Raw genomic sequence first — 13014 nt, forward strand, 5'->3', positions numbered from 1 at the left:
ATTACATATTGAACTACTACAACAGTGTCAGACCTCACCATTATAACGGTGGGTTGACACCGGAAGAGTCCGAGAACAGGTACCATTTTTACTGTAAAACCGTGGCCAGTATTACTTGACCACTACACGCGCCTGTAATTTCTACCGCAAACAGGGCATGACCTTAATTAAAAGCGACTATTTCAAAACTGCTTCACAGCAGAGCGTCATCAGGATCATGGGGATCACTGTCTAGCGTGTGACCGGCCGCTCCGTGCCAGAAGCGGAAGTTCCAGCACTTGTGGTAAACCGGTTGTAATAGGGAGAGTAAGCCAGGCAGATTGCTATTCAACACGTATCACATCGGGATAACGCTCTGTTGCTGCTTCATGGCAAATTTTCCTAGGGTAACTGGCAGGTTTGATCCTATGTATCGGCAGTTCATACCCAATTTTGGCGGCCCAATGCTCCGCCATTGAGGCAATAAATATAGATTTCGTCATTACAAACGACACCATAAGGATGGTCCCATTACTGTATATATAGTCATACCACCTTTTTTCCAAATCCGGTATTTTAACACGTGATGTTTATAATAACTTCGCGTTTACAGTTATTAACATTCCAATATCATAATTAATTTCAATGTTTTCAATCCGTTCCACAGTATCAGTGGCGTCATTTTTCCACAGTTCGTCATTGCCCTTCATATGAAGGTATACGTAGCAAGATAATAAAAAAATTCACTCATCCAGAATTAAATTTTTGATTATGATTTGACGAAGACCATGTTTACAGTGTTTTACATTAAAACATGCATTTGATATGAATCAATTAATAAGGTGATGATAGTTAAATGAAAAATAGTAAGCTGACTATGATTTTCACACTGATAGCGGCATTCTCTGCACAAGTTCTTGCTGATTCAGAGAATGTAGTAACAGGCGGATATGCGCACACTAAAACAGCGGGCAACAGCTTTAATGGTGTGAACTTCAAGTACGGCTATACACCCAATGAAATGGATCTGGGGGTAATTTCATCTCTGACGGTAACGGCGAACGGTGACGATGACATTGACCGTGGCTATGGTTCCGCTCTGGTCGGTGCCAGCTACCGTGTGAATGATGTTCTGAAGCCTTACGTGATGATTGGTGTGGGTCGTGGTGCCGTAAAAGAAGATGGTGATACCGACACTTCTACCGGCTTCGCATACGGCGCTGGTATCCAGGTAACCCCCATTTCTGGATTTACTCTTGATGCGGGTTATGAAGGGTCTAAGGTTTTTGGTTCACAGGTTAATAGCGTTGTTATTGGCGCTGGATGGAAATTCTAAGGAATTAATAAATGAAATATTTGATGATGGTAGTTTGTGCTTTATCCGTAGTCTCACTTTCCGGCTGTAAGAGTCTTGACCAGCGTTTAAGTGAGTGTGAAGCTCATGGCGTTGACAGAAATATTTGCTATGAACAGGACCAGGCTAATCAGCGTCAGTATCAGCAAACCAGCGCTACCCTGACAAGTGCAAACACTATGGCTGATGCTTACAAAGAAGGTAGTGGCGATAGCCACAAGAAAAAGCACAAGTCTAAATTAGATAAATTCTTTGGTGACTAAGTTTAGGTGAATATGATGAAAAAATTAATTGCGATTATTACTTTTTCTATTTCTTCTGCACTGATTTCTTACTCCGTTCAGGCAACCACAAAAGTTTCTGAACCACACACCCATTCAGCAAAGAAAGCAGGTGTGAAACAGTGGAAGGGGATGAAGTTAGAAGTAACTAAGAATGGCCTTACCGTGGATAGCAAACCAGCAGCGGTATCAGAAACCAACAAAGATGCGACCGTGTATCAACAAGGGCTGTTTTCTTATATCGTCTATGCAAATGGCAAGATTGCCGTCATGGATGATAAAAATCAGTTCCAGGGTTATGCAAAATAAAAGCTAAACGCTCATCCTTTTCCAGACGATACGGATAAACCCGTAGTTCGCATGGTCTGGGCTGTAGTTAGTCCGTCTGTGGTGTTCCCCATAATTAAGCGGGTTACGATGTCGGGTTTCATTAGTCTTGCTTTAGGTCACTGGATTATTTCTGGTTGGGTCATCATTGTGTTGTCACTCTCATTAACACAAGTTGAACAATTAATTGACCTTGCGATTGAACGTGGCAAGTACCATAAATACGAAATATGCGTAAGTTCAATAGTTGGCGTTAGCTGCATTTGGCTAATTATCAGCGTAATGTCATTGTTTGAAGAAATTTTTCTGACATTTTAAAAATACTACAACACGACAATATCACCATGAAGTAAGTGCAAGAAGTCGTAGTAGGGTAATTTCTACAGCCCCCAACCATCATCGGGGGCATTTTTATATCTTGCACTGTAGTGGGTAGCTAAATTTGGCCACTTTCAAAGATATGCTATTTTCTGCTTGTCGCTCTAAGCAGACCCAATGACCACGCAGCCTGTCCGTTGCGTGTCAGAAGCGGACGTAGAATCAAATAGATAAACAATGCTTAAAGGCCGAGCGTACGTTTTCGTATAGTACAGGTGATAGTATTACATTTTCCCAAATATTATTGTGTCCAGCTTTGGGAATGGTCAGAAGTTGCTTTTGACAACAGCATGATGCAGAGGATAATAGCTTTTCTGGAATTTCTGAGGGAATGATTACATCATTTTCGGCAGCAATAACCAGTAAATTCCCGTTAAACTCAGCGGCAATGTCCCATGCATCTGTATGTTCCCAACTCCTGTGTTGTCGTATGATTGCAGAAAAATCAGGGCCAAACTTAACTTTATACGCAGGTGTTGAGTAGACACCCGGAACCATAAGGATGAGAGATTGGAATTGCAACGTTTTGCTAAGTTGAAGTGCATTGTAAGCACCCATACTGATGCCCATACAACCTGTAAGCACCTGCCCTAGGGAAGCGATCACAGCTTCTGCTTGCATCGTACGATTAAAAAGAGAAGATTCGTGAATGTCTCCCCCTGTTTCACCATGACCTAAAAAGTCGAATATCGTCGTTCCAAAACCTAGATTATCCAGAAGATCTCGGTATTTGTAGAAAACGGTCCGATCTTTGCCTCCACCATGAAGCATCAGTACATGTCCATTGCGCCCAAATGTGCTTTCAGCATGAATTGTTTTGCCATGAAAGGGGACTTGGAAATAGAGGCTAGAAATCATCTTCGTATGCGCTTTTGCGATATGATTTATTCGTTGTATCAAACCCGATTACTTCATGCAATGTTAGGTTGAATGGTGCTCACCGCCAGCCTTGTAGCTCTGAGCCGTTGCTCACGAGCCAGATAGGCATAACTTCCTGCCGAACCCAGCGCCGATAGAATTCACTCCTGCGTCAGTCAGTTTCTCAATCAACGATACAAATGAAGCTTCTGCTATTTCACCATCGACAAGGGGCGTAAGGGGAAATGCACTCAGACCAGTAAACATGTTTGCTTCCTTATAAAAGAAATAATCATTTCCCAAACCAGCATGGTTTCCGGGGAGCGTTTCTTATCGGGTGAACCTACGGGAGCCGATCACACACAGAATGACTCCCAGTGTGATCAGCACCATCAGGGGGCTGACGGTTTCATGCAGGAGCGTGGCTGAAAGACACAAACCAAAGAAAGGTTGTAGAAGTTGCAGCTGTCCGACCGCAGCAATGCCTCCGATTGCCAGCCCTTTGTACCAGAAGATAAAACCAATCATCATGCTGAAGAGCGACACATACCCCAGCGAGACCCAGGCTGACGTTCCGATGCCGGAAAATGTGGCTGGCATGGTGAGCAAGGACGCGATGAGCATGAAGGGCAGAGAAATAATTAGCGCCCAGCTGATAACTTGCCATCCGCCCAATATGCGGGTCAGTTTGGCACCCTCGGCATAACCCAGGCCACAGGCAATCACCGCCGACAGCATCAGTAAATCACCGGTAAGCGAAACAGAGGCACCTCGCGAGAGAGCAAATCCCATCACCAGCAGACTGCCAATCACTGAGAAGATCCAGAAGGCCAGTTTGGGCCGTTCGCCACCCCGCAGGACGCCAAAAGTCGCAGTTGTCAGAGGCAGAAGACCCAGAAAGACGATCGAGTGGGCAGAGGTGACATGCTGCAACGCCATCGCCGTCAGTAGCGGAAAGCCAATCACCACGCCCACTGCCACGATCACAAGTGGGATGAGGTGCGATGCGTGTGGGCGTTTTTCCCGGAAACCGAAGATCAACATGACAGCCACTATTCCAGCAATGGAAGCACGGAGGAATGTCAGGAAGAACGGATCCATATCGAGTACGGCAACACGCGTGGCAGGTAAAGAACCACTAAAGATCACGACACCCAACAGGCCGTTAACCCAGCCGGAAACTGAGCTGGGATCGGTTTTATGTACCACTGAATTAACCAAGTTGACCTCGTTATCTACGTTTTGCCCGCAGGCTTGAGCATTTGTCAGGCGGATGGTAATCTCAGTAATCTGATACAATCAAATTATTGTCATGGATACATTTGATGAAAGCGCGTTACAAAGCCATCGTGGATAAATTTGCGGAGATGATTCGCAGCGGAAAAATCCTGGCCGGCAGCCGTTTGCCGACTCACCGCGATCTTTCTGCTCAGGAACATATCTCGCTGGCTACGGCAACACGGGTCTACAGCGAGCTGGAAGCAATGGGCCTTGTCAGCGGTGAGACCGGTCGGGGGACATTTGTCCGAGAAATTTCGTTGCCTTATGGCCATGGTATCGACCAGCTTGCCGTGGCAACGGATGTGCTGGATCTGAATTTCAACTATCCTGCTCTGCCAGGGCAAGGTGAGCTGCTGCGCGACGCACTCCGGCAGATATCTACCGCTGGGGATATCGAATCACACCTGCGTTACCAGCCTCATGCAGGCAGGCTCTCTGAGCGAGAGATCATTGCAGAACACCTGTCAGGAAGGGGATTTAAACCGACAGCGGACAATGTTGTGATTGTGAATGGCGCACAACATGGGCTGACGGTGACAGCAATGGGGCTGCTGAGGCCTGGAGACGTTGTAGCTGTGGATGCACTTACCTATCCGGGGTTTAAAGTCCTGGCCGAGTTGTTCCATCTTGAACTCATCGCGATCCCGTCCCTGACCAATGGGCCGGATTTCAGCGTACTCAGACAGTTATGTCAGAAAAGACATATCAGGGCAGTGTATGCCATGCCAACCTTACATAACCCCCTGGGATGGGTGCTGACACATTGCCAGAGAAAGGATCTGGCGGCCATTGCCCGTCAGCATGACTTACTGATTATTGAAGATACCGCCTATTCGTACCTGATCCGACGCCCCCCTCCACCGATTGCATTTTACGCACCTGAGCGTACGGTTTACGTCACCGGCTATTCAAAGAATGTTGCCACTGGTCTTCGGGTTGGCGCCGTTGTGTGCCCTGAAGCATACCGTCCCGCCCTCGAAAGGGCCGTCCGGGCAACAACATGGAATACCCCATCATTGATGACCACGCTGGTATGCAACTGGATACAGGATGGCACCGTTGAACGTTTCGAAGAACTTAAGCGGCAGGATGCCCGTCATAGACAAGCTGTGCTCAGAGATGTCCTGGGCGACATCCCCTGTATTACGCATCCGGGCTCCTATTTTGCCTGGATGCCACTTTCCGATGAATCACGGGCCGATCGTGTCGTTAAAGTTCTGATGGATAGCCATATTTCAGTTTCAACTGCCGAACCTTTCTGCACATCACAGACCACTCCCCAGGCTATTAGGGTAGCGCTTGGCTCTGTCTCGATTGAGAACTTGTACAAAGCATTGTTGAAAGTACGCAGCGCCCTTGAAAATGAACAATATCGTTAATTGCAGAGGTAAGGGTTCAGTAATCAAAAAAGCTAATTTTACGCAGCTAAAACGAGAAAGTTCACTATATAAACAATTATGTGAACGTCCGTTTTTCGCTCACAGCGGACCTTCAGATCCGTTAGTTAGTCCACTCCGTGCCAGGAACGGAAGTTGTATATTCACTGGAATGCGACAGATTCAGGTATGGTGATTCGTCATTACGCGTAGTTGATATTTTATCAACGTACTATCCTGGAAAGGATAAAATCCACACGATCCTCTACAGAAACACATGGCAATTCAATCAACTGATAATCATACGTACGGTATGTTTTCACCATTGCCTGATATGTCGCTATGGCGATATCGAAAGATTGTTTACGCTCTGTATCCTGTACATATATGTCACGCCAGGGTGGTGCAATAAATACGGTTCGGTTATAGCGAAATTTCTCGATGGCATTTTCCAAATGCCTCGGTATGGTAAGTTCAGAAAGGCTTAAATAACCTACAACATCAGGAACGCCACGGTCGAATAAGCATGGTTGTGTTTGCCCTTCAGCTTCGTGCCACGAACGCATTTCCCAGGATAGCATGAGCTCTGCAAATGCAGTCTGGTTGGCCCACGGTAATGCATTGCCACCTATGTTCACCTGATCTTGTATAACGCCTCTTCCCGCTTCTTTAGAGCACCAAAACCCTCGTTTCTTAATCGTATCAATTATCGTGCTTTTGCCTGACCCAGGACCACCTGTAAGAATGAAACGATGTTGAAAAGCTGAAGACATTGAACCCTCCTATACATTTATAGACGCGATAAAGCAGCAATACTGATGGCGCACGTTTCACGAGTTGCCAGATTACTTGTTGACGGTTTTACTAGCTATATTTTATATCCCCATTGAATATCTGCTCCCGCTCAAAGCGAACCTTGCAGTGCTTCGCTAGATGCCATGAAACGGACGTTTCAGTAGTCGTTCGGGCTGTTTTCAAACTCACCCACCCCTTTGTGCTACGATATTTGCTTTAGATTGTCACATAGGATCAGATTTTGAATTCATACATTTTCCTTGCCGGGGCCATCGTAGCTGAAGTCATAGGTACAACCCTGATGAAGTTCTCTGACGGATTCACACGCCTATGGCCATCTGTAGCAACTATTGTGTGCTACTGCACCGCCTTTTATCTTCTCTCCCAGACTCTGTCGACCATTCCGACGGGTATTGCGTACGCAATTTGGTCAGGAGCTGGAATCGTATTAATTAGCCTTTTGGGCTGGTTGGTCAGTGGGCAAAAACTTGATTTTCCAGCGATCGCAGGCATGCTTCTTATTTGTGCTGGGGTTCTGGTTATTAATATTTTTTCAAAATCCTCCCTACATTGATTCTCTTATCTTGCTCAAGTAGGAAAAGCGCATATGAAAATACCAAAACTCCATACGGAACGCTTGCTGTTAAAACCATTAGAAGCCGAAGATGCCTCGCAGATTCAGGTGCTTTATCCACGCTGGGAGATAGTTCGCTATATGGTTTCCTCAGTACCCTGGCCCTATCCTGATAACGGCGCGGAGAATTACGTCAATAACGTTGCCCTGCCTGATATGGAAAAAGGGATTGCGTGGATCTGGACTATCAGACTCCGTGAGGCCCCTGACGCTCTAATAGGTTTAATTTGCCTTTATGACGTTGAGGATAATAACCGTGGATTTTGGTTAGATCCGGAATATCAGGGGCAGGGTTTTATGCGTGAGGCCAGTAATGTCGCTACGGATTACTGGTTTAATACGTTAAATAAGACGGTATTGCGTGCGCCGAAAGCATCTCTCAATATCCGTTCCAAACGAATTTCGGACAGTAGCGGCATGCGGCTTATCAAGACGGAAAAGAAAGAGTATGTCAGCGGGTTGCTGGATTCTGAACTTTGGGAAATCACGCGCGACGAATGGAACGCTCGTCAGGTTGGTTAATATAAATGATGGAATGTACAGTGTGGGCTTCCCGATGTTTGAGAAAGTGGAAGTCAACGGTGCCGCTACGCACTCGGTATTTCGTTACCTGAAAGACGAATTCTCCGCCGCGCTGGGTGGGCGGATCAAGTGGAATTTTACTACGTTCCTGATCGGGCGTGACGGCAAGCCGCTCAAGCGTTTTACCCCTTCACTACCCCAGAGAAAATAGAAACCACTATCCTTACCGCGCTTAAAGTCTGAGCGCCCCTGTAATTCAATCCGACCCTGCCTGCTCCAGTTCGCTGTCTGAATAAAAAACACGCTGCAAAATCAACAAAATATAATCAACTTGCTTAATTACTCTGCAATCGCGTGAAAACATGCAGAAAAATGCTAATTCCCTCTTGCCTCATTCGGTCTGTGCCGCTAATATTCGTCCCCGTTGTCACCTACAACGTTGCGTTCATAGCTCAGTTGGTTAGAGCACCACCTTGACATGGTGGGGGTCGTTGGTTCGAGTCCAATTGAACGCACCATTTGCGTCCGTAGCTCAGTTGGTTAGAGCACCACCTTGACATGGTGGGGGTCGGTGGTTCGAGTCCACTCGGACGCACCAAATCATATCCCTTTGATTTGGTGCTTTTCTACTTCGAAAATTCTCAAACGTTCTCCTGAAATTCGCCCTATTCTTTGCGCAGACATGTAAGATACTTCTGCACCGATCGCTCCACAATCTGTCTGGCATTAAATTTAATATCCTGACCTTCAAATGCACCATAGAGTCGGTCGAATCTGACATCCTGCAACGCGTGCATAATGTGGATAACCGCGCTTGCCGACAATGGCAGCATATTGGGGTAGCTCCACATAAACGACACTGCATCCGCACCGGGGGTGACCTGCAGAATATCGCCCGCGAGGATTATCCCCTCTCCATCATCAATATGCATAATACTCCCCCCCGCAAAATGTCCGCCCAGACGTAACAACGTCACGGTAGGGAGCAATTTATGCACATCGCCTTCCCACAGCCGAATAGAGGGACTGTCACGCATAATCCACTGGCGATCGTCAGCATGCAGATAGATTGGTGCATCGAATGCTGCCGCCCAATCCTGCATCGTGGAGTAGTAGTGAGGATGCGAAATAGCAATAGCGCTCAACCCACCCAGCGCGGTGATGAGCGTCTGCGTGGCCGGGTCCAGATTCGCAATACAATCCCAGAGCACATTCCCCTGCGGGGTGCGTAGCAAAAATGCCCGCTGGTTAATGGCAAACCGTGGCACAGTCTGAATGCTCAGTAGCAAATGCTCATGCTGCTGCCATTTATTCGTATGCGTCGCGTGAAGCACGGCTGGATCGATCCATGATTGCCCGCTAACGGGAACATACTGGCGCTCATCTTCGCAGATTTTGCAATGCGTTATCGCCCCTTGCGCATCGTCATAGGACGTCCCGCAGGTCTTACACAAGATTGTCATTTGTCTTCCCCCTGCACGCATGCCCTCTTCCGTTCCCGTTCAGGATCTTTTCATTACGGTCAAAGCATAGAACAAAAAAAGATAGCGTCAGCATCCCACCGCACCCTGGATCAAATACCCCGATGAATGTGACTACGACACCAAATGATACAAGCGGAACCGCGTCACCAGATGCCTTCAAAATCCCTTGTACAGAGCGTATCATTCATCTTCTTCGCCTAACCGCCATAGCCCAGAGATCAGATTTCATGCCCTCTTCAATCACCCTCCTTGCTGCGGGAAGTTTACGACTGGCATTTACCCCACTGCTCAATCAGTTCACCCGCCTTAGCGGCATTGAGGTCAACGTTGGCTATGGCCCGGCAGGGTTGCTACGCGAGCGTATTGAAGCCGGGGAACCGTGTGCACTGTTCGCCAGTGCAAATCGGGCACATCCGCAACGGCTACTGGACACACGCCAGGCCGTTTCCACGCATACACTGTGCTGGAATCAACTGGGTCTGGTCACCAACCGGCGCGGTGAATGGCTGGATTTACTTCGCGACCCGGCACTGCGTATTGGCACATCCACACCGGGTTGCGACCCTTCCGGTGATTATACCTGGGCATTATTCGACAACATGGATGCACTGGAACCGGGCCTTGGACGACAGCTTCGTGCACGCGCCCTGCCACTGGTTGGCGGCCGCGATACGCTCAGCATCCCGCCTGGTGAGTTGGCAAGCAGTTGGATTCTTCGCCAGGGGTTGGCCGATCTGTTTATTGGTTACGCGCATTATGCAAAAGCACTCGGTTCACTGTCCGATGTTCGCTACGTTGCTATTCCTGCTGAACAGAACATCTTGTGTGAATACCAACTCGCGGTGCTCGATGCTTCTGAGGAAGTGATGAGACTGGTTAAATTTATGCTTGCCCACGACGGCCAGGCGTTGCTGACCGCCGCCGGTTTCTTGCCCGTTAGCGCTGGATCGCAAACAGCGGCGCAATAAACGGAGTCTGATAGTTTTCCACACTGAATTTTCGCAATGGCAGGCCATAGGCCTGGAACAGATTGTCTTCTGTCACCACGCCGTCTGTCGGCCCTGCCAGCCATTTGCCCTCGGGAAGCAACAACAGCGTATGGGTTGCAATCTGTAAGGCGTGCAACGGATCGTGCGTCGAGAAAAGCACGCTACAGCCCTGCCGGTGTGCCAAATCGCTGATGAGCTGTAGCACGACCTGCTGATTAGCAAGATCCAGCGCTGAACATGGCTCGTCAAGCAACAGCGTCTGGCATTCCGTAACCAGAGCGCGGGCAATCATCACCAGTTGCTGCTGACCACCAGAAAGTGAGCTAAACGATGTGGCGGCGAGATGCGCAATGTTTAGCTGTTCCAGCGCCTGCTCCGCCCGTTGTTGATCCTGACGGCTGGGCTGAGCAAACAATTTTACGTGCTGCGCCCGCCCCATCAACACCACATCGCTCACCGTATAGGGAAACGGCAGATGGCAATGCTGGGCCACAATGCCTATCCCCCCATGAACGTCAATACTCCCGCCCAGTGCGGGTCGCGTGCCCGTGAGCGTATCCAGCAGCGTGCTCTTGCCCAGACCGTTTCGCCCAAGCACCGCCCAGATCTGGCCTTGCTCACACTGAAAAGTGAGGGGGTCAAACAGTGGAGAGCGATAGCCATAGCTAAGCTGATTCACGCTGAGCGCAACAGATGTCATTGTTTCCCCCGACGACTGGTACGAATGAGTAAGAAGGCAAACAGCGGTGCGCCGAGCAACGCGGTGATGATCCCCAGCGGTATTTCCGCATGCATCAGGGTGCGGGCGATATCATCGACCGCAATCATAAAACCGCCCCCCATCCAGAATGCACACGGGAGCAAGCGACGATGATCAACCCCCACCAGCAGCCGCGCAAGATGGGGAATAACCAGCCCGACCCAGGCAATGCTGCCGCTGACCGCCACCTGAGCAGCAACTAAAAACGCGCAGCACACCAGCACGCTACGCCGCAGCGGGACCACCGCCACGCCCAGCGCTTTAGCATCTTTATCATTGAGCGATAACAGATTTATCCGCCAGCGCAACTGGTACAACATCGTCGCCGCAATGGATACCGGGATCGCCAGCAGCAGGACTTTATGCCAGTTAGCCGTGGCAAAACTGCCCAGCAGCCAGAATACGATGTTGGGCAAGGTTTCTTCCGTATCGGCCTGGTATTGAATCAGGCTCACCAACGCGGCAAAAAAACCACTTAAAATAATGCCAGACAAGATCAGCACCAGCGTATTTTCCAGCCCTTGTAAGGCCGCAATGGCATACACCAGAATGAGCGCCGCCAGACCGAAGAAGAAGGTTGACCCCATCATCAGCCACGGCTCAAGGCCCAGCAGAATAGCCAGCGTCCCACCGAAGGCCGCCCCCGAGGTTACGCCTATGATGTGCGGGTCGACCAATGGGTTGTGAAACACCCCTTGCAAGGTAGCACCACACAATCCCAGCGCACCACCCGCCAGCAACGCCATCAGAATACGCGGTAGTCTGACCGTCCATATCACCTGACTGGCAATATCCTGCGCATCGCCAAAATGGGTGAGTTGATAAAACACGTCACGTAGCGACAGCGGATATTGTCCGAGACACAGCGAACTAACCCCCAGCACCAACACCCCTACTATCAGTAATGATTGCAGGGGGAAACCCCGTTTACTTAGCAGCATCAGACTGCCAGTTCACACGATAAAAACGTTGGTAGTAATCCTGCGCCTGTGCATCCACGTCGACATTCTTATAGGCATCCGGGTAAAGTTTTTTAGCCATCCACAGCTCACCTATCGCCAACGCTTCCGGCATTGGATAGCCCCAGGCTTTGGCATATTCAGGCATCAACCAGACGCGATGATTTTTCACCGCATCAATGCCCTGCCAGTTAGGATCGTTTTGGATCTCAGTGACCACCTGCGGATATCGGTCCTGAACAAAAATCACCTGCGGGTTCCACGCCAGCACCTGCTCAAGCGCCACCTGACGTGCGCCTTTCACGCTGGCCGCCGCCACATTTAACCCACCCGCATGTTGCATCATCAGGCCGGTGTATTTCCCGGAACCGTAGGTCATAAGATCAGGGTTAGCCATATAAATGCGAACCTTTTGCGCTTCCGGTATGGCTGCAACTGGTGCATTGAATTTTGCTCGCGCCGTAAAGACGTAATTGATCAGCGTTTCCGCCTGCGTTTTACGCCCTACCACATCCGCAATCAGGCGGATCCCCTGCTTTAAACCGTCGTTGTAGACCTGCTCTTCATCAGCCATCGTCGGGTTCATTTTATTCTGTTGCCCGGCAATATCCTGACGTAACGAGATAGCCACCACCGGGATACCGGCATTCTGAATCTGCTGGATCATCTCGGCGGGCGCATAGTTGGCGACGAACACTACCTGTGGATGAATCGCCAGCAGACTTTCGATATTCACGCTGGTGAGATCGCCAGGCGTAGGCAGCGTAGTTATTGTCGGCATAAACCTGGCAAACTCAGGCCCAAGCTGTTTTTTCCAGCTCGACATCACGCCGACGATATCCTGCGCAGCATCCAGTTGCACCAGTATATTCAGCGTCTGGTGTTGCAGAACAACCACCTTATCGACATGGTCAGGGATCGTAACCTGACGCCCAAGTTGATCGGTGATAGTGCGATCCGCCTGCGCGGAAAAGGCAAAAAACATGCTGGCGCAAACCAGCACAAAAGAGCGAAGCGTTAACATAGATACCATCTGG

Annotated in this window: 14 protein-coding genes, 2 tRNA genes and 2 pseudogenes; 10 read left to right on the top strand and 8 right to left on the bottom strand. The window is 49.1% G+C overall.

Annotated features, from left to right (window positions below; all coding sequences use genetic code 11):
* The first annotated feature begins 835 nt into the window (after positions 1-835).
* From NNO03_RS19075 to NNO03_RS19085, 3 genes are read left to right on the top strand one after another with little or no spacing between them, the layout of a single operon-like run.
* Positions 836-1315: an outer membrane beta-barrel protein gene (locus NNO03_RS19075; protein ID WP_271450237.1), complete on the top strand. Its 480-nt coding sequence runs from the start codon at positions 836-838 to the stop codon at positions 1313-1315.
* 11 nt (positions 1316-1326) lie between these two features.
* Positions 1327-1596 (top strand): hypothetical protein, encoded by a 270-nt coding sequence (locus NNO03_RS19080; RefSeq protein ID WP_271450238.1) that lies wholly within the window; start codon positions 1327-1329, stop codon positions 1594-1596.
* Positions 1597-1608: 12 nt separating this feature from the next.
* Positions 1609-1923 (top strand): hypothetical protein, encoded by a 315-nt coding sequence (locus tag NNO03_RS19085; RefSeq protein ID WP_271450239.1) that lies wholly within the window; start codon positions 1609-1611, stop codon positions 1921-1923.
* Between the two features lie 558 nt (positions 1924-2481).
* On the opposite strand, the gene NNO03_RS19090 is transcribed toward NNO03_RS19085, so the two are convergent.
* The 3 genes and pseudogenes from NNO03_RS19090 to NNO03_RS19100 form a co-directional block, all read right to left on the bottom strand.
* Positions 2482-3177 (bottom strand): alpha/beta fold hydrolase, encoded by a 696-nt coding sequence (locus tag NNO03_RS19090; protein ID WP_271450240.1) that lies wholly within the window; start codon positions 3175-3177, stop codon positions 2482-2484.
* 80 nt (positions 3178-3257) lie between these two features.
* A pseudogene (locus NNO03_RS19095) lies at positions 3258-3444 on the bottom strand (dihydrodipicolinate synthase family protein); the annotation flags it as partial.
* 63 nt (positions 3445-3507) lie between these two features.
* Positions 3508-4398: a DMT family transporter gene (locus NNO03_RS19100; protein ID WP_271450241.1), complete on the bottom strand. Its 891-nt coding sequence runs from the start codon at positions 4396-4398 to the stop codon at positions 3508-3510.
* 104 nt (positions 4399-4502) lie between these two features.
* On the opposite strand from NNO03_RS19100, the gene NNO03_RS19105 reads away from it, so the two are divergent.
* Positions 4503-5837 (top strand): PLP-dependent aminotransferase family protein, encoded by a 1335-nt coding sequence (locus tag NNO03_RS19105; RefSeq protein ID WP_271450242.1) that lies wholly within the window; start codon positions 4503-4505, stop codon positions 5835-5837.
* 221 nt (positions 5838-6058) lie between these two features.
* Here the strand turns inward: NNO03_RS19105 and NNO03_RS19110 are convergent, their stop codons facing one another.
* Positions 6059-6607, bottom strand: a complete 549-nt coding sequence (locus NNO03_RS19110; RefSeq protein ID WP_202038756.1) for an AAA family ATPase — start codon at positions 6605-6607, stop codon at positions 6059-6061.
* Positions 6608-6870: 263 nt separating this feature from the next.
* Between NNO03_RS19110 and NNO03_RS19115 the strand changes: the two genes are divergently transcribed.
* The 5 genes and pseudogenes from NNO03_RS19115 (at position 6871) to NNO03_RS19135 (ending at position 8383) form a co-directional block, all read left to right on the top strand.
* Positions 6871-7203, top strand: a complete 333-nt coding sequence (locus NNO03_RS19115; RefSeq protein ID WP_271450243.1) for an EmrE family multidrug efflux SMR transporter — start codon at positions 6871-6873, stop codon at positions 7201-7203.
* A 33-nt stretch (positions 7204-7236) separates the two neighbouring features.
* Complete coding sequence (locus tag NNO03_RS19120) at positions 7237-7785, top strand: GNAT family N-acetyltransferase (protein ID WP_271450244.1); 549 nt, start codon at positions 7237-7239, stop codon at positions 7783-7785.
* A pseudogene (locus NNO03_RS19125) lies at positions 7784-8028 on the top strand (glutathione peroxidase); the annotation flags it as partial. The gene NNO03_RS19120 and the pseudogene NNO03_RS19125, both read left to right, overlap by 2 nt.
* 198 nt (positions 8029-8226) lie before the next feature.
* Positions 8227-8303, top strand: a tRNA-Val gene (locus NNO03_RS19130).
* Between the two features lie 3 nt (positions 8304-8306).
* Positions 8307-8383 (top strand) — tRNA-Val (locus NNO03_RS19135).
* Positions 8384-8450: 67 nt separating this feature from the next.
* Here NNO03_RS19135 and NNO03_RS19140 read toward each other — a convergent pair.
* A complete protein-coding gene (locus NNO03_RS19140) occupies positions 8451-9248 on the bottom strand; it encodes an MBL fold metallo-hydrolase (RefSeq protein ID WP_271450245.1) in 798 nt (265 codons plus the stop codon).
* Between the two features lie 248 nt (positions 9249-9496).
* On the opposite strand from NNO03_RS19140, the gene NNO03_RS19145 reads away from it, so the two are divergent.
* Complete coding sequence (locus NNO03_RS19145) at positions 9497-10237, top strand: substrate-binding domain-containing protein (protein WP_271450246.1); 741 nt, start codon at positions 9497-9499, stop codon at positions 10235-10237.
* Here the strand turns inward: NNO03_RS19145 and NNO03_RS19150 are convergent.
* Genes NNO03_RS19150 through NNO03_RS19160 form a run of 3 tightly spaced genes read right to left on the bottom strand, consistent with a single transcriptional unit; the run spans position 10206 to position 13001 of the window.
* Positions 10206-10958, bottom strand: a complete 753-nt coding sequence (locus NNO03_RS19150; protein ID WP_271450247.1) for an ABC transporter ATP-binding protein — start codon at positions 10956-10958, stop codon at positions 10206-10208. The two genes, NNO03_RS19145 and NNO03_RS19150, sit on opposite strands and share 32 nt — an antisense overlap.
* Positions 10955-11959 (bottom strand): iron ABC transporter permease, encoded by a 1005-nt coding sequence (locus NNO03_RS19155; RefSeq protein ID WP_271450248.1) that lies wholly within the window; start codon positions 11957-11959, stop codon positions 10955-10957. The genes NNO03_RS19150 and NNO03_RS19155 overlap by 4 nt, the downstream gene beginning before the upstream one ends.
* Positions 11946-13001 (bottom strand): ABC transporter substrate-binding protein, encoded by a 1056-nt coding sequence (locus tag NNO03_RS19160; RefSeq protein WP_137383295.1) that lies wholly within the window; start codon positions 12999-13001, stop codon positions 11946-11948. The genes NNO03_RS19155 and NNO03_RS19160 overlap by 14 nt, the downstream gene beginning before the upstream one ends.
* Positions 13002-13014 lie beyond the last annotated feature (13 nt).

It is taken from the genome of Citrobacter sp. Igbk 16, from assembly GCF_028069755.1.
Classification (GTDB): domain Bacteria; phylum Pseudomonadota; class Gammaproteobacteria; order Enterobacterales; family Enterobacteriaceae; genus Citrobacter.

Coding starts and splice junctions, on each gene's coding strand:
- NNO03_RS19085 (WP_271450239.1), top strand. CDS start 1,609: ATGATGAAAAAATTAATTGCGATTATTACTTTTTCTATTTCTTCTGCA.
- NNO03_RS19090 (WP_271450240.1), bottom strand. CDS start 3,177: ATGATTTCTAGCCTCTATTTCCAAGTCCCCTTTCATGGCAAAACAATT.
- NNO03_RS19155 (WP_271450248.1), bottom strand. CDS start 11,959: ATGCTGCTAAGTAAACGGGGTTTCCCCCTGCAATCATTACTGATAGTA.
- NNO03_RS19150 (WP_271450247.1), bottom strand. CDS start 10,958: ATGACATCTGTTGCGCTCAGCGTGAATCAGCTTAGCTATGGCTATCGC.
- NNO03_RS19120 (WP_271450244.1), top strand. CDS start 7,237: ATGAAAATACCAAAACTCCATACGGAACGCTTGCTGTTAAAACCATTA.
- NNO03_RS19080 (WP_271450238.1), top strand. CDS start 1,327: ATGAAATATTTGATGATGGTAGTTTGTGCTTTATCCGTAGTCTCACTT.
- NNO03_RS19145 (WP_271450246.1), top strand. CDS start 9,497: ATGCCCTCTTCAATCACCCTCCTTGCTGCGGGAAGTTTACGACTGGCA.
- NNO03_RS19110 (WP_202038756.1), bottom strand. CDS start 6,607: ATGTCTTCAGCTTTTCAACATCGTTTCATTCTTACAGGTGGTCCTGGG.
- NNO03_RS19075 (WP_271450237.1), top strand. CDS start 836: ATGAAAAATAGTAAGCTGACTATGATTTTCACACTGATAGCGGCATTC.
- NNO03_RS19140 (WP_271450245.1), bottom strand. CDS start 9,248: ATGACAATCTTGTGTAAGACCTGCGGGACGTCCTATGACGATGCGCAA.
- NNO03_RS19160 (WP_137383295.1), bottom strand. CDS start 13,001: ATGTTAACGCTTCGCTCTTTTGTGCTGGTTTGCGCCAGCATGTTTTTT.
- NNO03_RS19105 (WP_271450242.1), top strand. CDS start 4,503: ATGAAAGCGCGTTACAAAGCCATCGTGGATAAATTTGCGGAGATGATT.